Below are 17,425 nucleotides of genomic sequence, written 5' to 3'. Positions count from 1 at the left end.
TGCCTAGAGCAACGGTATCTGTGAGATTGCTCGCTGTGGATAACTCGTCGACCTGTGGACAACTGAATCTCCTTATTTTCAAGGGGGTTTGGGGTTTGAGAACTGTCGGTGGCGGTGTCTATCGTTGTGGGCATGGATCAGTTGGGTGAGCGGCCGGTTTGGTCGATGAGCGACAGTGAGTTGCTGCCGACCATCGACCAGGTTGACGCTGCCGTCGCCCAGTTGCTCACTTACCGCCTGCAGTTGATCGCCCGCACCGATGAGGTCGGTCTGGCGCAAGAGCTCGGCGCTCGTGACACTGCCGAGCTGCTCGCGATGCGGCATCGCATTGATCGTCGCGATGCTTACCGTGACGTGAAGCTGGCTCGTGCGCTGTCTAGGTACGAGACCGTTTCAACTGCCCTCACCGACGAGGTCCGGCCGTTGCGCCCGGCGCAGGCCGGGGCAATCGTCACCGCGCTCGAGCGAGTCAAGTCGAGAGTCCCGATCGAGGACCTCGACGTCGCAGAGGAGCAGTTGGTCAACCTGGCCGGACACTTGGCGCCGGGCGAGCTGGCTAAGGCTGCCAAGGACATCTGTGACTTGCTGGACTCCGACGGCCCCGAGCCTGACGAGAATGCGGCGTACGAACGCGAATCGCTGACCTTGATCGAGGCGGAGCACGGTGTGAAGTTCCGCGGCTACCTGGCCAACGAGAACGCCGAGCTCCTCCGCTCCCGCATCCACGCCGGCGCCCGCCCCCACAAGACCGTCGACGGCGAACTCGACCCCCGCTCCCGCGAAAAGCGCCAAGCCGACGCCCTAACATCCACCTTGACGATCGCCGCCGCAGCCGCCGACGTTGCTCCCACCGGCGAAGGAGGAAGCGGCGTGCCCGGGTTCGGCGCGAAGGCAACCATCACCGTCACCATCGACTACGAAGACCTGAAGCGGGCCACCGCCGATGCGACCGGCCGCCTCGTGTACGGCGATGGTCTCTCCGCCGCCGCGATCCGTCGAATGGCGTGCGATGCGAAGATCATCCCGCTGGTGCTCGGTTCCAACTCCGAGCCACTCGACGTGGGACGGGCCGAGCGCCTCGTGACACGGGGGATGCGCCGCGCGCTGGACGTGCGCGACAACGGCTGCGTGGTCTGTGGAGCGCCGCCGGTCTGCTGTGACGCCCATCATCTGCAGTCGTGGATCGACGGCGGCGAAACTGCGATCCACAACCTGGTTCTTCTCTGCCGCCGACACCACATGGCTCTCCACAAGGGCCACTGGATCATCACCATCACCGACGGCCACGTCCAAGTCACCCGCCCGAGCTGGGCCGACCCCCCACCCCAACCAACACCACCCATCTCAACCCTCCTCGCGGCAACCGCTACCCCGAGGCCGGACACCCCTGCCACCACAAGCCCCGCCACCGCAGAACCTGCCGCCGCGGGACCTGCCACCGCAAGACCCGCTGCCGCAGGACCTGCCGTCGCGGGACCTGCCACCGCTGGGCGTTCCGCGCGTGCTAGTCGGTGGTCGGCGGATGAAACGGCGATGCAGGACGCCGCCCGCTTCGCGGTTTGGGGCGATCCCTCGACCGATCCACCGCCCGAAACACCTCGGGATTCCTTGACGGGTGGGGACATCGAGGAGGTGGTTCCCCGATTATGGATAGATGCGGAAGCCTGAGAACGTTCGGTGCTCGAACGACTCGTAGAAATCGTTCGCGCTGTCCGTGACGAGATCTACCCGTTGGGCGCCAGTGAGAGGTACGGCGTACTCGAGGAGCGCGCGACCGATGCCCTTGCGGCGGTGGTCGCGGTGGACTGCCATCTGCGACAAGTGCGCCTGGATGTGGCCGTCGCTCTGCAGGTAAGCGAAACCGACCACCAGCTCACCGTCGCCCACCAGCTCGCCGTCGACCACCAGCTCACCGTCGACCACTAGCTCACCGTCGCCCGCCAGCTCACCGTCGACCGCCGTCGCGGCCGTGGCGAGCGCGACCACAGTCGTGACGCCAGGCGCTGTGAGGACGGCGTGGGCGCGCGCTGGGTCGGACGGCAGGCTCGGCCATCCCTCCGCCTCGCACAGCGCGAGAACGCCCGCGAGATGAACCTCGTCGTACCGTGTGATCGTCATCGCGACGGGTTACGGAAGGGTGAGTACTTCGGCGCCGGTGTCGGTGACTACGAGGGTGTGCTCGAACTGGGCGGTGCGGGACTTGTCCTTGGTGGTGGCGGTCCAGCCGTCGTCCCAGAGGTCGTAGTCGTAGGTGCCGAGGGTGAGCATCGGCTCGATGGTGAACGTCATGCCGGGCTCGATCACGTCGTCGAAACGCTCGTCGTCGTAGTGCGGGATGATCAGGCCGGAGTGGAACGACGTCGCGATGCCGTGGCCGGTGAAGTCGCGGACGACGCCGTACCCAAAGCGCTTGGCGTACGACTCGATCACGCGGCCGATGATGCTGACCTGGCGACCGGGCTTGACTGCCTTGATGCCACGGTTCAGCGCCTCGAGCGTGCGCTCGACCAGCAGCCGGCTCTCCTCGTCCACGTCGCCGACGAGGAACGTCCCGTTGGTGTCGCCGTGCACACCGTCCAGGAACGCGGTGATGTCGACGTTGACGATGTCGCCGTCCTCGAGTGGGCGGTCGTCGGGGATGCCGTGGCAGATCACCTCGTTGACCGACGTGCACAGCGACTTCGGGTAGTCGCGGTAGCCGAGGGTCGACGGGTAGGCGCCGCGCTCGACCAGGTACTCGTGGCCGACCCGGTCCAGCTCGTCCGTGGTGACGCCCGGCTTGGCCGCCGCACCGACCGCCTGCAACGCCTGCGCGGCCAGCTTGCTCGCGACCCGCATCTTGTCGACCAGTTCGGGCGCCGTGACGTAGGAACCGTCGTACGGCGTCGGAGCGGGCTTGCCGACGTATTCGGGGCGCGGGATGGATGCGGGAACTTCGCGGCGCGGCGAGATCTTGCCGGGGGTAATGATCGACATGGTGAGATCATTCTAGAGAGCTGCGACAAGACTCCCAGGAGGTGGTCATCCAGATGAGCGACGATCACAGCAACGAGTGGTACTACAACACCAAGACCGGCAAGGTCGAGCAATACCAGGGTGCGAAGTCGGGCGACCGGCTCGGCCCGTACAACTCCCCGGAAGAAGCTGCCCGGGCCCTGGAGAAAGTCCAGGAACGCAACGAGTCCTGGGACAACGACCCAAAGTGGGACGACGACTAACAAACCCGCCACGCGGGCACGTTACGAGCCCGACAACCAAATCACCCGCTCCGCGGGCATGTTGTGAGTGCTGCGGCTAGTCAGCTCAAGGATGTGGATGCATCGAGGGGCACCACCGGGTGGTGGTGCCCCTCGATGTTGCAGTGCTGGACGTCACGCGAGGGCGTTGTGAGTCCGACGACCGATAAACCGTCCGCTGCATGGGGGTGTTGTGGGTCCGGCGACTGACGAACCGTCCGCTGCGCGAGGCGTTGTGACTGACAAGCCATCTGCTACGCGGGGCGCGTGAGTCCGACGACCGAAAACCACCACTCCGCGGTGATGTTGTGAGTCCGACAGCCGACAAACCACCGCTGCGTGGCGGTGTTGTGAGTGCGACGTCTGACAAACCACCCGCTGCGTGGGGGTGTTGTGAGTGTGACGACTGGCAAGCCGTCCGCTGTGCGGGGGTGTGAGTGTGGCGGCTCGTTCGCTCGATGAGTGGATGCACCGAGGGGCACCACCGGGTGGTGGTGCCCCTGGGGGTTGCAGTGTTGGGCGTCGCGCTAGTGCGGACGTCCGGGTCAGCGGGTTACTCGGCGGGCTGCGGTCTTGCGGGCCGGCGCCTTGCGCGCGGGGGCCTTCTTCGCAGCGGTCCGCTTCGCCGGCGCCTTCTTGGCGACGGTCTTCTTGGCCGGAGCCTTCTTCGCCGCGACCTTCTTGGCGGGAGCCTTCTTCGCAACCGTCTTCTTCGCCGGCGCCTTCTTGGCCACGGTCTTCTTCGCCGTCGTCTTCTTGGCGGCGACCTTGCGCGCCGGAGCCTTCTTCGCCACGGTCTTCTTGGCCGTGGTCTTCTTCGCCGGTGCCTTCTTCGCGACGGTCCGCTTCGCCGGCGCCTTCTTCGTCGCAACCTTCTTGGCTGCGACCTTCTTGGCGGGGGCCTTCTTCGCGGTCGTCTTCTTGGCCGGCGCCTTCTTCGCCACCGTCTTCCTGGCGGCGGTCTTCTTTGCCGCACTCACCTTCTTCGTCACTGTCTTCTTCGCTGCGCTGACCTTGCGCGCGGTTGTCGTCCGCTTCGCCGGGGCCTTCTTCGCGACAGTCTTCTTGGCGGGAGAAGCCTTTTTGGCTGTCGCCTTCCCTGCGGCTGCCTTCTTGGCTGGCACTCTGCCTCCTTGGTGCGGCTGAGGAAAACCACGGTGGATTCCTCGTCGTCATGATGATGACAACACTTGGTGCATACGTAAAGCACCCGAAACGTCCGCAGGTTAAGGCGTGTGAGCCGCAAAGCGGCAGGCAAATGCCGAAAATCCTTGTGCAGAAGGGATTCCGTGCCGCACCGAGCATGCCCGAGGTGCTGAATAATTTCTTGGCGACACGCGCACAATCTGTGCGCCGAACCGCACTTTCGACGAGTGTTGTCGTCGGCAACGGCCTGTACGAAGTGAGGTGACAGACATGCGAGAGAGCCTGCGAGACGACGTTGGAGACGTGGTCTCGTTGCCGTTCGAAGTGACGCGTTTGGTCAGTCTCGTACCGTCGTTGACGGAGTCGATCGCGGCCACACATCAACACCTGATCGTTGGTGCGACCGACTGGTGTACGCATCCTGCGGACCTCGACGTGACACGTGTTCGCGGTACCAAGAATCCTGCGCTCGACGTCATCGCGGAACTCGCACCAGACGTCGTACTCGCGAACGCCGAAGAGAATCGCGCGGTCGATCTGGACGCGTTGCGAGCACGCGGAATCGCGGTGTGGGTGACCGCGCCGACAACCGTCGACGCTTCACTCGACTCACTCGAACGCATGCTGTCCGCGATCACCGGAGATGTTCCCGGATGGTTGCGGGATGCGCGCGCGGTGTGGACTCCGACGTACGACGAGATGCGTCGAAGGGCCGTCGTACCAATCTGGCGTAGACCATGGATGGCATTGGGCCGGGACACGTTCGCGGGTGATCTGCTCAGCCGGATCGGTATCGACAACGTCCTTGCACATTCCGGCGAACGTTATCCGCGGATCGAGCCGGATGAGTTACCCGACTACGACATCGTGGTGTTGCCGGACGAGCCTTATGCCTTTTCACCGACGGATGGACCGGAGGCATTCACGCGGCCGGCGAAGTGTGTCTCAGGCCGTCATCTCACCTGGTACGGGCCGTCACTGGTGGAGGCGCGGGAACTGCTCAGCGGACAGCTGCAGTGACCTGTGACACGGTCATTGCCGCTCAGGTAGACGCTTAGGTTTGCCTCACCTACACTCGCTGCGTGCCGTCCATGACCGCGAAGAAGAAGTGCTGCAAGGACAAGCCGAGGTGCAAGAAGTGCCCGGTCGTCCTGCTGCGCCTGTCGAAGGCCGGTTGTGCGGAGCGGATCGATCGCGACCACTACAAGGTCGACAAGAAGGTCCCGAAGAAGGTGCTGAAGGAAGCCCGCAAGCGCTGACCGCCCGCAAGCGCTGACCGCCCGGATCAGGCTGACCGCCCGAATCAGGCTGACCGGCCCGGATCAGGAGGCGCGGCGCAGCGTGATCGTGTCGGTCGCGTGCCGCAGTAGGTCGGGGATCGTGATGTGTGCGGCCTGACCGGTCGCCTCGAGGTCGTCGCCGTACCACCAGCCGTGTGCGCTGATCGTCTGCAGCTCGAGCTCCTCTTGGTTGGCGAACGTCACGTCGACGCCGTCCACCGCCACCGCGAAGAACGTCTGGTGCTGGATGATCCGCGCACCGCCCCATTCGAACTCGATCGTGTTCGTCGCCACCGGTGCGCCGAGCGCGTCGGCGGGCAGCAGGATGCCGACCTCTTCGCGCAGCTCCCGGGTCGCCGCTTCCGGGATTTCCTCGCCGGCTTCGACGCCACCACCGATCGTGAACCAGTACGGCGTCTGTGGTTTCAGCGGATCCCAGCCGTGCAGCAGCAGTACCCTGCCGTCCGGTCGGACCGGCAGGACACGGGCCGTCGTCCGCCGGACGACGGTGCCGGGTGGTGGCAGCCGAGATTCGCTCACACAACAAAACGCTAGAGGACACAGGCGGTCCGATGTCGTGCAACGCGGCGCGTCTCACCTTTTCGTTGCCAGCGACACCTAGCGCTGCCAGCGACACCTAGCGTTGCCAGCGACATCTAGGGCCGAAGGCTTGCCGGTGACACCTAGGACGGAAGGCTTGCCGGTGACGCCTACGATCAGAGCATGGCAAGTATCGGTCTGGGCCTGGCGGCACTGGGGCGTCCTGGGTACATCAACCTCGGCCACGACGAGGATCTCCCGCCGGGCCGGGCGGTCGAGGATCTTCGGCTGCGCACGCATCAGTTGCTCGAGCAGGCGTGGCAGGCAGGTGTTCGGTACTTCGACGCCGCGCGTTCGTACGGTCTTGCCGAGACGTTCCTCGGCGAGTGGCTGACGCCGCAACGCCGTACACAGCTGACCGTCGGCTCGAAGTGGGGATACACGTACGTCGCCGATTGGCGGGCCGATGCGGATCTGAACGAGGTGAAGGACCACAGCCTCGCAACCTTCGAACGCCAGTGGCCCGAGACCCTTCAAGCGCTTGGTGGACCGCCCGACTTCTACCTGATCCACAGCCTCACGCCGGACAGCCCAGCGCTCGGCGACCAGCAACTGCTGGATCGACTCGGTGAGCTTGCGGATGACGGCGTACGCGTCGGTCTGTCGACCAGTGGTCCGCATCAGGCCGACACTCTGCGGGCAGCCCTCAAGGTCGGTGGTCCCTTCTCCGCGGTCCAAGCGACGTGGAACGTCCTCGAGACGTCAGCCGGCGCCGCGCTGGCCGAGGCACACGACGCGGGCTGGTTCGTCGTGGTGAAAGAGGCCGTGGCCAACGGCCGCCTGACCGCGCGAGCCGGCGAGACGCCCTTCAACGAGTTCGCGCGTCAGCATGGCGTCGCCCCGGACGCGTTGGCGATCGGAGCCGCAGTCGAGCAGCCGTGGGCGGACGTCGTACTCAGCGGTGCGATCACCGCCGAGCAACTGGAGAGCAACCTCGCGTACGCCACCGACGGACCGCTGTCGGAGTTCGTCCAGCAACCCGAGGAGTACTGGACGGAACGCTCCGGCCTGCCCTGGATCTAGAACGTGTGCTCGTCGCCCGGGAAGGCACCCGTGGCGACGTCCGCGGCGTACGACGTGGCTGCGGTGGTCAGGATGCCTCGCAGGTCGGCGTACTGCTTGACGAAGCGAGGCATGGTGCCGGACCGGAGGCCCGCCATGTCTTGCCAAACCAGGACCTGTGCGTCGGTGTCGCGCCCGGCGCCGATGCCGATCGTCGGGATCGGGACTCGTTTGGTGATCTCGGCGGCTACGTCGCCGGGGACCATCTCGAGTACGACGGAGAAGGCACCCGCTTCGGCCAGCGCGACGGCGTCGTCGATCAGGCCGGCGGCTTGGTCGCCGCGCCCCTGAACTCGATAGCCGCCGATGCTGTGCTCGCTCTGCGGGGTGAAGCCGATGTGCGCCATCACGGGGATGCCGGACTGGGTCAGCTTCTCGACCATCGGGACCATGTTGCGGCCGCCTTCGAGCTTCACTGCATGTACGCCGGCTTCCTTCATGAACCGCACGGCGGTGTGGAAGGCCTGCTCGGGTGAAGCCTGGTACGAGCCGAACGGCAGATCCGCGACCACGAGCGCGCGATCGACGGCACCCGCGACGGCGCGAGCCAGCGGGATGAGTTCGTCAACGGTGACGCGCAGCGTGGTGTCGTAGCCGAAGACATTGTTCGCGGCGGAGTCGCCGACGAGCAGGACCGGGATGCCGGCCTGGTCGAAGATCTCGGCGGTGTACTGGTCATACGCCGTGAGCATTGCCCACTTCTCGCTACGGTTCTTCATGTCGCGCAGGTGATGCACGCGGTACCGCCGCGGCCGCTTGGGATTCTCGGCCGAACCCGAACCCGAACCACCGCCCTCAGGCGGCCGGTTCTCGGTCGGCGCAGACGGCGCGCTGAACCCGGGCTGCTCGGTGCTCGCGGTCGGCTGCGCTCTGCGCGCGGCGCGGTGTGAGCTCACGTGCTCGGTGGAGACCTGCGGCGGCGCGTCCTGCTGCACATCCGCACGTCGCCGCCCGCCGACCCGCTTGGGCTCGTTCGCTGCCGCGTTGCTGTTGTTGTTGCTGTACTCGGTGCTCTCGTACTCAGCACTCGGGTCCAGGTAGCGGTTGTCCTGCTTCGGCGCAGAGTCCTGCCGGTAGGCGTCGATGTTCTCCGGCATGTACGCCGTGATCGTCGGGCTGTCCGCCGGGAAGTTCGGCGGGGGAGTGGGCGGCCCGGCCGGTCGCTGCTGCTGTTGCTGCGGTGGCTGCACCGGCTGCGGCTGCTGCTGTGCCGGAGGTGGCGTCTGGTTCTGCGGCGCCTGGTTCTGGGCCTGCGCGACCGGAGGCGGAGTCTGCTGCTGAGGCTGCGGTTGCGGCGCAGGGCTCGGCGGCGGTGCCGGCTGACTCACACCATTGCTGTGCCCGTTGCTATGGCCATTGCTCAAGCCATTGGACGGCGTAGGAGTCGGAGCCTGCGGGCTCCAGTTAGCGCTTCCGTTCGAGCTGTGCGGCGCCGCGGGACGCTGCGTCACGCCGTTGCTCGGCTGCGACTGAGACTGTGGCGGCGCAGGCGGACGCTGCTGCTGCGGCGGAGTAGCCGGCGGTTGTGGCTGCCGGTTCGGCGGCGCACCGTTGCTTCCCGGACCGAACGGACTCGGACGGCCCTGCGCCGGCGGCGGAGCCGGCGTCTCACGGGTCGGTTCGCGGTCCCCGTAGTACTCGGGCCGACTCTGCGGCTGTTCGCCGTACCGCTGCTGCGGTGGTGGCGGTGCAGCCGGGAGGTACGGCGGCTTCGGCACGTACGGCTGCTGCGGCACCGGGCCGCGCTCGTACGACCGGGGTGCGCTCGGCAGGGACGGCGATGGGTCGAGGCCGAGGCCACCGGCCCGGTCCCGCCAGTTGTCGTCGCCGTACTCGGAGCGGCGGTTCTCTTCGGTTGTCCGGTTCTTCGGTCCGGTCCCGTACGGCGACGGCAGTTCCTCGTCGTCACCTGGGGTACCGGCCGACGCGAAGTTGTCAACCATGCCTTCATCGTCCCACCGTTGCGGAGGGTAAGCGCCACCGCCTGTGGGTGAGCGATCGCTCACCTCGTCGGAGGGCAGGCCGGAGCGCCCGGCGAGCTCTTCGGCAGAGCCCCACGGGCTGTCGGAGGAGGTTGGGCGGTACCGCCAGGAGTCGCTCAGTGCTCGGCTGCCTTTCGTGCGTCCTCACGCCATGCGCTGGTGATCGGCAGTCGCCGGTCCCGGCCAAACGCCTTGTGGGTGATCTTCGGACCCGGCGGATACTGCCGCCGCTTGTACTCCGCCTTGTCGACCAGCTGGATCACCTTGCTGACCAGCGCGCTGTCGAACCCGGCGGCGACCAACTCGGCACTACCCCGGTCCTGCTCGACATAGTCGTCCAGCATGTCGTCGAGCAGATCGTACGGCGGAAGCGAGTCGGTGTCCTGTTGTCCCGGGCGCAGCTCGGCCGACGGCGGCTTCGCGATCGAGTTCTCCGGGATCGGCGGCTGCTGGCCGCGTTCCTTCGCGTCCGCGTTCCGCCACTTCGCCAGCCGCCAGACCACGGTCTTCGGAACGTCCTTGAGCGGCGCGTAACCACCGACCGCGTCGCCGTAGATGGTCGAGTAACCCACGGACAGCTCAGATTTGTTGCCACAGGCAAGCACCAGGTGGCCGTCGGCGTTCGACAGGCCCATCCAGATCACCGCGCGGACGCGGGCCTGCAGGTTCTCCTCGGCCAGCCCGGTCAGGCCGAGCGTGTCGAGGAACGGCTGCACCATCGGCTGGATCGGCACCACCCGGTAGTTGAGACCGGTACGCGCGGCCAACTCGGCGGCGTCGTCCTTCGAGTGGTCGCTGGAGTACACGCTCGGGTTGGAGATGCCGAACACGTGCTCGGCGCCGATCGCGTCACAGGCGATCGCGGCGACCAACGAGGAGTCGATGCCGCCGGAGAGCCCGAGCAGGACGGATTTGAAACCGTTCTTCTGGACATAGTCACGCAGTCCGGTGACGATCGCGCCGTACATCTCGGCCTCGTCGGTCAGGCGCGGCGCCATCGCGGCGTCCATCGGCTCGTACGAGGGCAACGCGTCCGCATGGATCACGGTGTGGACGATCTCGATGCCCTCGTGCGTACCTTCCGGCGTACCGGTGGCGGCGGCGGGGAGCTCGAGGTCGACGACCATGCTGCCCTGCTCGAACTGCGGCGCGCGGGCGAAGACCTTGCCCTCGGCATCGGCAACCAGCGAGTCGCCGTCGAAGACGAGCTCGTCCTGACCGCCGACAAGGTTGACGTAGGCAAGCGAACAGCCGGCCTCGCGGGCACGACGCCGGACGAGATCGCCACGAACGTCGTCCTTGTTGGCCTCGTACGGCGAACTGTTCACAACCAGCAGCAGCCCGGCACCGGCGGCCTTGGTCACGGCGACCGGGCCGCCGTCCTGCCAGAGGTCCTCACAGATCACCAGCGCCACGTCGATGCCGTGGATACGCACTACCTGCAAGGTGTTGCCGGGAACGAAGTGCCGGAACTCGTCGAAGACGCCGTAGTTCGGCAGGTGATGCTTGACCGCGCTGGTGACGACCCGGCCCTGGTGGATCACCGCGGCGGAGTTCGTCGGCGAACCCTTGGGGCGACCGAGCCGGTCGATGCCCATCGCCGTACCGCCGGCGCGGTCGAGGTAGCCGCAGACCACGACGATGTCGCCGAGCCCTTCGTCGGCCAGCCGCTTCGCCAAGTCGTGGATCCGAGCCTGTGACGCGTCCACGAATGACGCCCGCAACGCGAGATCCTCGACCGGGTAGCCAGTCAGCCCGAGCTCCGGGAAGGCGACGATGTGCACACCCCGCTCGACAGCGTTGCGGGTCCACGCGACGATCTTGTCCGCATTCCCGTCAATGTCACCCACCGTCACATTGAGTTGAGCAAGCGCTACCCGAAGCTGAGGCACGGGAGCACATTACTGGTTCCGCGCCCAGTTCCCTACGTAGAGGTACGAAGGTTTACGCAGTGCGGAACTTTGGGTGGATGCGAGCGGTGGCCGGCGCCGATTGACTGATGGCATGACGGGACCGACGGGGATGAGTGAGCGGGCGCTGGGGCCGGACCTGGCTCGGGGCTTCATGTTGCTGTTCATTGCCTTGGCCAACTCGCACTACTTCGTCTATGGCGATCGGGTATTCGGGGGATTCCCGGTCGCCGGTTCTGGGGTCGACCGGGTGGTCGGGATGGTGATCTCGACCTTCGTGGACGGTCGGGCGTTCCCGATGTTCGGCGTGCTCTTCGGGTACGGCGTCGCGCAGATCGTCCGGCGGCAGCGCGAGGCCGGCCGGGACTGGTGGCCGATCCGGAAGCTGCTGTGGCGGCGGAGTCTCGTCCTGGTGGTGCTCGGGTTCGCGCACGCGATGCTGCTCTACATCGGCGACATCCTCGCGGCGTACGGCGTACTCCTCTTCCTCGGCGTGTGGGCGCTGCGCTGGAAGGACCGCTGGCTGTTCATCGTCGCCGCGTTCGTGCTCATCTTGACCGCCCTGCCGAGCGGCGACTCGATGGCGACGGCGTCCGACGCGGCCGACCCGTCGATGCTGCCGCCGAACTTCCTCGGCCAGTTCGGCGATCGCATCATCGTCCAGCCGTTCATCGCCGGACTCGGGTGGATCGGCTTCGTCACGCCGTTCCTGATCGGGCTCTGGGCCGGCCGCCGGCGCATCCTCGAGCGCCCGGCCGAGCACCTCGCCCTGCTCCGGACGACGGCGATCGCCGGCCTCACCATCGCGACCGCCGGTGCGCTCCCGGTCTCGCTCGTCGTCGGCGGCGTGATCGACCAACCGAGCGACCACGCGCTGACGATGCTCGGTCCGTTGCATGACGCGTCAGGTGTCCTCGGCGGTTTCGGGTACGCCGCTCTGATCGTCCTGATCGCGCGCCGGCTAAGCGACCAAAGACCGGGCGATCAAGGACGGGGCGACCGCCAGAGCCACCTGACCCTGGCGATCGCGGCCGTCGGTCAGCGTTCGCTGACCTGTTATCTCTCGCAGTCCGTGGTGTGGGCCGTCGTCTTCACGCCGTACCTGCTCGACCTGTCCCGCACGCTCACCACGACCACGACGGCACTGCTGGCCGTCGCGACCTGGCTGGCGACCGTGTGGCTGGCCGACCGGATGCGGCGCGCCAATTACCGCGGCCCGTTCGAGATCCTGATCCGGCGGATCACCTATCAGGAGACGATCGCGGCGACGCGGTCCCGGAGTTCCGGGAGCCTGGCGTAGAAGACGTCGCCCGGGCACTGGGTCGTGTTGTAGTCGCGGTGACCGACGATCGCGGCGTGCGGATCGAGGCCGTACGTCGTACACAGCCAGGCGCAGGTCAGCACGGACACGTCGAAGAGCGCGGTCGGCACGTTCTCGGTCACGTAGATGCCCTCGTGCTCGATGCCGATCGTGTGACTGTTCTGGTTCGCGGTCTGGGCGCCCATGACGTTCTGGCCGCTCCGGATCGACGACAGTGACTTGCTGCGGCCCTCCATCAGGAACCCGCCGCGGCTGATCGTGAGCTGGTTGCCCATGTCGATCCAGCCGTTCGTGTCCATGTGCAGATCCTGGATCCAGTGCTGGACCGCGTACGCCGCCGACAGCGTGTAGTCGGTGACATTGGGGCTCGCGGTGTGGTGGATGACGATGTGGTCGGGGGCGCCGATCACCTGGGTGGCGGCGGTGGGCGGGCGCGCCGACCATTCGGTCCGCGTGTAGCAGCGCGGCGCCGGAGCGGCCTGGGCTGCTGTGGTCGAGAGGGCGATGCCACCGAGCAGTGCGCCGCCGGCGGCAGCGCTGCGGAGCAGGGTGCGCCGTGACATGTGGGCACGTTGGATATTTTCTGGGGCGGTCATAGTCTGGAAAATTCCCTACCGGTGACCCCTTGAAACCGAGGATGGTCTAATGACGGGCGTGACAGATGGTGAGCGGACGAGGGTCGTCCGGCTGGGGCGGGTCGGCAAGGGCGTGCGGGTAGCCGTCGCCCTCGTCGGGATCGGCCTACTGATCAACGGGTCCGTGCGAGCCTCCGACGACGCGTGGCCGTTCGGCCCGATGTCGCAGTACGCGATGTCCGTGCCGGATGACGCGTCGATCACCTACACCCGGATCAGCGCGCAGACGGACGTCGGTACGACGGTCGACGTACCGCTGAACATCGAGGGCGCCGGGGTCGCGCGCGCCGAGATCGAGGCACGGACCGGGGAGATCGTGAAGGACCCGTCGTTGTTGCAGCAGGTGGCGGACGGGTGGGCGCAGAAGCACCCGGATCAGCCCAAGTACGTGAAGCTCGAGCTGATCCGTGACACCACGCAGTTGGTGAAGGGCCGCGTCGTCGGCCCGCCGACGCCCGAGGTGTTGGCGACCTGGCAGGTACGCCGATGAAGGTGACGAACTGGTTCACTCCGACCATCGCCCTCGCCCGCGTCGCGTGGCTGCGGACAGTCCTCTACCTGTTCGTCATCCTCGACATGCACGCGTTCGTCCGGGACACCCGGCTGAAGGGTGAGCACCCCGGGCTCTACCAACCGTTGCTGCTGGCCCGCATGTTCGAGCTGCCCAAGCCGTCGGTCGCCAACACGACCGCCCTGTACTGGGTCCTGATCGTGGCCTGCCTGCTCGGCGCGAGTAACTACTTCCCGCGGATCGCCGGCTGGATCGTCGCTCCGGCGTTCACCTGGTGGGTCCTGATCGGGATGAGCGACGGCAAGGTCGACCACGACCACCTCGCCCTGGTGATCGCGCTCTGGGTCCTCCCGACGGTCAAGGCCGGCCGTCGCGGGTTGGCGTCGTACGGCGATCAGACCCGGTCCGAGGCGGCCGGCTGGGCGATCCGGTGTGTGCAGATCTGTGTGATCGCGACGTACTTCTTGTCCTTCGTCGCGAAGCTGCGGAGTGCCGGCTGGGCGTTGACCTGGCCGGGGAGCGCGGTGCTGACCTGGGCGATCGTACGGCGGCCGCACCCGGTCGGGGAGTGGTTGCTGCATCACCCGTGGATGCTGCACGTGATGCAGTGGGTCGGGATCACCGCGGAGTTCCTGTCGCCCGCGATCCTGTGGCTCAAGGGTCGGTGGCAGTTGCTCGGGGCCCTGTTCTTCCTCGGGTTCCACGCGGCGAACACGGCGATCCTGCTGATCCACTTCCTGCCGACCGTGGTCTGCTGGCTCGCGTTCGCTCCGCTCGAGCGGGTCGTGCCCTGGTTCGAACAGCGTCAGTTCAGGCAGCGTGGGCGCAAGCAGGGGTCAGGTCGCAACGCCCGAGAGGCCGAAGACCAGGCCGAACAGGGCCGGCAGGCCGAGCAGCAGGCCGGCGCGTAGCCGGAATCGGCGGCCGCCGGGGCCCGGTGTGCGGACGATCCGGGACAATACGGCTCCGGCGTACCCGAAAACCAGGGCGGCGAGCAGGATCTGCTTGGTCGGCAGGTCGTCGGCGTTGTGGTGGGTCAGGCCGAGCGTGACCAGGCCCGGGCAGCAGAAGGCGCACATGCCGAAGCCGAGCTCCGGGATCGGCAGCCAGCGGCGGCCGAGCACGTCCCGCTCGGCCGGGCGCTTGCGGCGGATCGACTGGACGAACCGCGCTGTACCGAGCAGCAGGTCGCTGATGCAGAGGACCGCGGCCATCAACAGCGCGACCTGGTAGCCGGTACCGAAGATCGTCTGCACGAGGGAACACGCTAGGCCCTCTTGCGGCAGTTGTCCGCCGAGCCACGTAACGTCTGCTTAACAGAGTCGGGGCACACTGTGTGAGACCTGCAAGGATCAGTTGTTGAGAGGTGGACCAATGGACAAGCAGCAGGAGTTCGTGCTGCGCGCGCTGGAGGAGCGCGACGTACGTTTCGTGCGGCTCTGGTTCACCGATGTGCTCGGGTTCCTCAAGTCGGTGGCGGTGGCGCCGGCCGAGCTGGAGGGCGCGTTCGCCGAAGGGATCGGCTTCGACGGCTCCGCGATCGAGGGGTTCGCCCGGGTGACCGAGGCGGACATGCTGGCCAAGCCGGACCCGTCGACGTTCCAGATCCTGCCCTGGCGGGGCGAGACGATGGGCACCGCGCGGATGTTCTGCGACATCAACATGCCGGACGGGTCCGCGTCGTTCGCCGACCCGCGGCATGTGCTGAAGCGGACGCTGTCGAAGGCGGCCGACCTCGGGTTCACCTTCTACACGCATCCCGAGATCGAGTTCTACCTGTTCAAGTCGCTCGTCGGCGATCCCGGTACGACGCCTGAGCCGGTCGACTCGTCCGGGTACTTCGACCACACGCCGCAGGGGATCGGGAACGATTTCCGCCGCGAGGCGATCACGATGCTGGAGTCGATGGGCATCTCGGTCGAGTTCAGTCACCACGAGGGTGGGCCGGGCCAGCAGGAGATCGACCTGCGGTACGCCGACGCCCTCAGCACCGCGGACAACATCATGACGTTCCGCGTGGTGGTGAAGGAGGTGGCGCTGACGCAGGGCATCTACGCGTCGTTCATGCCGAAGCCGCTGAGCGACCAGCCCGGGTCCGGTATGCACACTCACATGTCGCTGTTCGAGGGTGACCGGAACGCGTTCTTCGAGGGTGGCGCCCAGTACCAGCTGTCCAAGACCGGCCGTGCGTTCATCGCCGGCCTGCTGCGGCACGCGGGCGAGATCACCGCGGTGACGAACCAGTGGGTGAACTCGTACAAGCGGCTCGCCGTCGGTGACGAGGCGCCGTCGTTCGTCTCCTGGGGTCACAACAACCGGTCCGCGCTGGTCCGCGTGCCGATGTACAAGCCGCACAAGGGCCAGTCGTCGCGCGTCGAGTTCCGCTCGCTGGACTCGGCGGCCAACCCGTACCTCGCCTTCGCGCTGATGCTGGCCGCCGGCCTGAAGGGCATCGAGGAGGGCTACGAGCTCCCGCCCGAGGTCGAGGACGACATCTGGTCCCTCACCTCCCGCGAGCGCAAGGCCCTCGGCATCAAGCCCCTCCCCGGCAGCCTTGCCGAAGCGATCAGCGCGATGGAAGACAGCGAACTGGTCGCCGAAACCCTTGGCGAGCACGTCTTCGACTTCTTCCTCCGCAACAAGCGGGCCGAATGGCAGGACTACCGCCGCCAGGTAACCCCCTTCGAACTCAACAAGCTCCTGCCTGTCCTGTAGGTTCCGCCGGTGGACGATCTCCTGGGCAGACTCGTGGAGTTGCCGCTGGGGCACGAGCTGGTGGCTGCCTGCCGGATGAAGGCGGTCGCTTGTGTTGCCGGCATGTTGGTGGCGGGGGAGTCGGCGGATTCGCTGGGGATCGCCGCCAACCTCGTTCCGGATATGTCGGTCGAGGGGATGGAACGGGCGTACGCCTCCGGGCAGGTCATGCGCAGGGAGCAGTCGGCGTTCTCACGGTCCTCGTTCCAGACCCGGCTCAACCATCATCCTGGTGTGGTCGACACCGAGGACGCTGAAGTCGTGCTGGACGGCAGCATCCGGGTTCGGGCCGAACAGGGCGTCCAGGGTCCTGGTGTGCACGTTCAACACGTCGACACCGACAACGGATGGTGGTTGGCGGATACGACGGAGCCAGGGCAGCAGTTCGGGAATCACTTCGCGGCCGTGCGGTTTCATGCGCCGGCCGACCGTGGCGAGCCCGTGCCGATGGTCTACGACCCTGGGTACGACAACCAGGATCCGCTCACGGTGACGGAGTGGAAGGCCCGGCAGGGCTACCCGGACTCCGTGGCCGCGGTCGCGCGGCTCGACGGTCCGTACCGCCTTCACCTCGAGTCGATGAGTGATGTCCAGAGAGCACGTTTGGCGGCGCTCGGCACCACCGAACACAACGACTTACTGCGGGAGTTCTTCCGGTTCCCACCGGAGGGAGATCGGTCTTACGCAAGCGACATCCGCGACCTGATCGTCGTCGAGGAGGCGATGCCAGGCGTCACCGACGATCCGGCCGCCGTCCTCCGCGCGACGCTCCGCGAGCTCGTCCCGCTGGCCACCTACGAGCGGTGGTTGCACGACACCGACGCGCGGATCCGGCTCAGCGCACCATCCGCGTCACCCGCAGTTGTCCAGGCGACCAGCAGTACGACGCCGACACGGCGCCGAGGCGGTCCGTCCGACCGAGAGCCCCGGGAGAGGTAGACACGGCGATTTGCCGCGTCATGGCGGCAAATAGTTTCCTGAGCCGTCA

Annotated in this window: 18 protein-coding genes; 10 read left to right on the top strand and 8 right to left on the bottom strand. The window is 66.9% G+C overall.

The window, feature by feature from the left end; translation table 11 throughout:
• Window positions 1–132: 132 nt before the first annotated feature.
• Window positions 133–1,668, top strand: a complete 1,536-nt coding sequence (locus AB0L70_RS17270) for a DUF222 domain-containing protein (RefSeq protein ID WP_363684990.1) — start codon at window positions 133–135, stop codon at window positions 1,666–1,668.
• Here the strand turns inward: AB0L70_RS17270 and AB0L70_RS17265 are convergent.
• Both AB0L70_RS17265 and map read right to left on the bottom strand, forming a co-directional pair.
• Window positions 1,645–2,118 carry a GNAT family N-acetyltransferase gene (locus AB0L70_RS17265; protein ID WP_363684988.1) on the bottom strand — a complete coding sequence of 158 codons (474 nt, stop codon included), beginning with the start codon at window positions 2,116–2,118 and terminating at the stop codon, window positions 1,645–1,647. The genes AB0L70_RS17270 and AB0L70_RS17265 overlap by 24 nt on opposite strands.
• Before the next feature lie 9 nt (window positions 2,119–2,127).
• Window positions 2,128–2,976, bottom strand: a complete 849-nt coding sequence (map, locus tag AB0L70_RS17260) for a type I methionyl aminopeptidase (protein ID WP_363684986.1) — start codon at window positions 2,974–2,976, stop codon at window positions 2,128–2,130.
• 53 nt (window positions 2,977–3,029) lie between these two features.
• Between map and AB0L70_RS17255 the strand changes: the two genes are divergently transcribed.
• Window positions 3,030–3,218 carry a hypothetical protein gene (locus AB0L70_RS17255; protein ID WP_363684984.1) on the top strand — a complete coding sequence of 63 codons (189 nt, stop codon included), beginning with the start codon at window positions 3,030–3,032 and terminating at the stop codon, window positions 3,216–3,218.
• Between the two features lie 563 nt (window positions 3,219–3,781).
• On the opposite strand, the gene AB0L70_RS17250 is transcribed toward AB0L70_RS17255, so the two are convergent.
• Entirely contained in the window at window positions 3,782–4,360 is a 579-nt protein-coding gene (locus AB0L70_RS17250) for a histone H1-like repetitive region-containing protein (RefSeq protein ID WP_363684982.1), read from the bottom strand.
• Window positions 4,361–4,652: 292 nt separating this feature from the next.
• Between AB0L70_RS17250 and AB0L70_RS17245 the strand changes: the two genes are divergently transcribed.
• Both AB0L70_RS17245 and AB0L70_RS17240 read left to right on the top strand, forming a co-directional pair.
• Window positions 4,653–5,402 carry a helical backbone metal receptor gene (locus AB0L70_RS17245; RefSeq protein WP_363684980.1) on the top strand — a complete coding sequence of 250 codons (750 nt, stop codon included), beginning with the start codon at window positions 4,653–4,655 and terminating at the stop codon, window positions 5,400–5,402.
• A gap of 62 nt (window positions 5,403–5,464) precedes the next feature.
• Window positions 5,465–5,641 (top strand): hypothetical protein, encoded by a 177-nt coding sequence (locus AB0L70_RS17240; RefSeq protein ID WP_363685386.1) that lies wholly within the window; start codon window positions 5,465–5,467, stop codon window positions 5,639–5,641.
• A gap of 63 nt (window positions 5,642–5,704) precedes the next feature.
• Here AB0L70_RS17240 and AB0L70_RS17235 read toward each other — a convergent pair whose 3' ends face one another.
• Window positions 5,705–6,202: an NUDIX domain-containing protein gene (locus AB0L70_RS17235; protein WP_363684978.1), complete on the bottom strand. Its 498-nt coding sequence runs from the start codon at window positions 6,200–6,202 to the stop codon at window positions 5,705–5,707.
• A gap of 183 nt (window positions 6,203–6,385) precedes the next feature.
• Between AB0L70_RS17235 and AB0L70_RS17230 the strand changes: the two genes are divergently transcribed.
• Window positions 6,386–7,285, top strand: coding sequence for an aldo/keto reductase (locus tag AB0L70_RS17230; RefSeq protein WP_363684976.1), 900 nt, complete (start codon window positions 6,386–6,388; stop codon window positions 7,283–7,285).
• Here the strand turns inward: AB0L70_RS17230 and panB are convergent.
• Window positions 7,282–9,267 (bottom strand): 3-methyl-2-oxobutanoate hydroxymethyltransferase, encoded by a 1,986-nt coding sequence (gene panB / locus AB0L70_RS17225; RefSeq protein WP_363684974.1) that lies wholly within the window; start codon window positions 9,265–9,267, stop codon window positions 7,282–7,284. The two genes, AB0L70_RS17230 and panB, sit on opposite strands and share 4 nt — an antisense overlap.
• Window positions 9,268–9,422: 155 nt before the next feature.
• Window positions 9,423–11,198 carry an NAD+ synthase gene (locus AB0L70_RS17220; protein ID WP_363684972.1) on the bottom strand — a complete coding sequence of 592 codons (1,776 nt, stop codon included), beginning with the start codon at window positions 11,196–11,198 and terminating at the stop codon, window positions 9,423–9,425.
• A 112-nt stretch (window positions 11,199–11,310) separates the two neighbouring features.
• On the opposite strand from AB0L70_RS17220, the gene AB0L70_RS17215 reads away from it, so the two are divergent.
• Window positions 11,311–12,516, top strand: a complete 1,206-nt coding sequence (locus AB0L70_RS17215) for a DUF418 domain-containing protein (RefSeq protein ID WP_363684970.1) — start codon at window positions 11,311–11,313, stop codon at window positions 12,514–12,516.
• Here the strand turns inward: AB0L70_RS17215 and AB0L70_RS17210 are convergent.
• The gene (locus AB0L70_RS17210; RefSeq protein WP_363684968.1) at window positions 12,465–13,100 is read right to left on the bottom strand and encodes a peptidoglycan recognition family protein; all 636 of its coding nucleotides are present in this window, start codon (window positions 13,098–13,100) and stop codon (window positions 12,465–12,467) included. The genes AB0L70_RS17215 and AB0L70_RS17210 overlap by 52 nt on opposite strands.
• A gap of 82 nt (window positions 13,101–13,182) precedes the next feature.
• Between AB0L70_RS17210 and AB0L70_RS17205 the strand changes: the two genes are divergently transcribed.
• Window positions 13,183–13,662: a hypothetical protein gene (locus tag AB0L70_RS17205; RefSeq protein ID WP_363684966.1), complete on the top strand. Its 480-nt coding sequence runs from the start codon at window positions 13,183–13,185 to the stop codon at window positions 13,660–13,662.
• Entirely contained in the window at window positions 13,659–14,594 is a 936-nt protein-coding gene (locus tag AB0L70_RS17200; protein WP_363684964.1) for an HTTM domain-containing protein, read from the top strand. Before AB0L70_RS17205 ends, AB0L70_RS17200 begins: the two co-directional genes overlap by 4 nt.
• Here AB0L70_RS17200 and AB0L70_RS17195 read toward each other — a convergent pair.
• Window positions 14,520–14,939 carry a hypothetical protein gene (locus AB0L70_RS17195; protein ID WP_363684962.1) on the bottom strand — a complete coding sequence of 140 codons (420 nt, stop codon included), beginning with the start codon at window positions 14,937–14,939 and terminating at the stop codon, window positions 14,520–14,522. The genes AB0L70_RS17200 and AB0L70_RS17195 overlap by 75 nt on opposite strands.
• A gap of 118 nt (window positions 14,940–15,057) precedes the next feature.
• Between AB0L70_RS17195 and glnA the strand changes: the two genes are divergently transcribed.
• Entirely contained in the window at window positions 15,058–16,398 is a 1,341-nt protein-coding gene (gene glnA, locus AB0L70_RS17190) for a type I glutamate--ammonia ligase (RefSeq protein WP_363684960.1), read from the top strand.
• 9 nt (window positions 16,399–16,407) lie between these two features.
• Entirely contained in the window at window positions 16,408–17,376 is a 969-nt protein-coding gene (locus tag AB0L70_RS17185; protein WP_363684958.1) for a hypothetical protein, read from the top strand.
• Window positions 17,377–17,425 lie beyond the last annotated feature (49 nt).

This window comes from Kribbella sp. NPDC051952, assembly GCF_040680855.1.
Classification (GTDB): domain Bacteria; phylum Actinomycetota; class Actinomycetes; order Propionibacteriales; family Kribbellaceae; genus Kribbella.
This window is presented reverse-complemented; position numbering and strand designations above follow the sequence as displayed.

Excerpts from the sequence above, each read along its gene's own strand:
- AB0L70_RS17255 (WP_363684984.1), top strand. The coding sequence starts at position 3,030 with ATGAGCGACGATCACAGCAACGAGTGGTACTACAACACCAAGACCGGC.
- panB (WP_363684974.1), bottom strand. The coding sequence starts at position 9,267 with ATGGTTGACAACTTCGCGTCGGCCGGTACCCCAGGTGACGACGAGGAA.
- AB0L70_RS17245 (WP_363684980.1), top strand. The coding sequence starts at position 4,653 with ATGCGAGAGAGCCTGCGAGACGACGTTGGAGACGTGGTCTCGTTGCCG.
- AB0L70_RS17270 (WP_363684990.1), top strand. The coding sequence starts at position 133 with ATGGATCAGTTGGGTGAGCGGCCGGTTTGGTCGATGAGCGACAGTGAG.
- glnA (WP_363684960.1), top strand. The coding sequence starts at position 15,058 with ATGGACAAGCAGCAGGAGTTCGTGCTGCGCGCGCTGGAGGAGCGCGAC.
- AB0L70_RS17200 (WP_363684964.1), top strand. The coding sequence starts at position 13,659 with ATGAAGGTGACGAACTGGTTCACTCCGACCATCGCCCTCGCCCGCGTC.
- map (WP_363684986.1), bottom strand. The coding sequence starts at position 2,976 with ATGTCGATCATTACCCCCGGCAAGATCTCGCCGCGCCGCGAAGTTCCC.
- AB0L70_RS17205 (WP_363684966.1), top strand. The coding sequence starts at position 13,183 with ATGACGGGCGTGACAGATGGTGAGCGGACGAGGGTCGTCCGGCTGGGG.
- AB0L70_RS17215 (WP_363684970.1), top strand. The coding sequence starts at position 11,311 with ATGACGGGACCGACGGGGATGAGTGAGCGGGCGCTGGGGCCGGACCTG.
- AB0L70_RS17230 (WP_363684976.1), top strand. The coding sequence starts at position 6,386 with ATGGCAAGTATCGGTCTGGGCCTGGCGGCACTGGGGCGTCCTGGGTAC.
- AB0L70_RS17210 (WP_363684968.1), bottom strand. The coding sequence starts at position 13,100 with ATGTCACGGCGCACCCTGCTCCGCAGCGCTGCCGCCGGCGGCGCACTG.
- AB0L70_RS17265 (WP_363684988.1), bottom strand. The coding sequence starts at position 2,118 with ATGACGATCACACGGTACGACGAGGTTCATCTCGCGGGCGTTCTCGCG.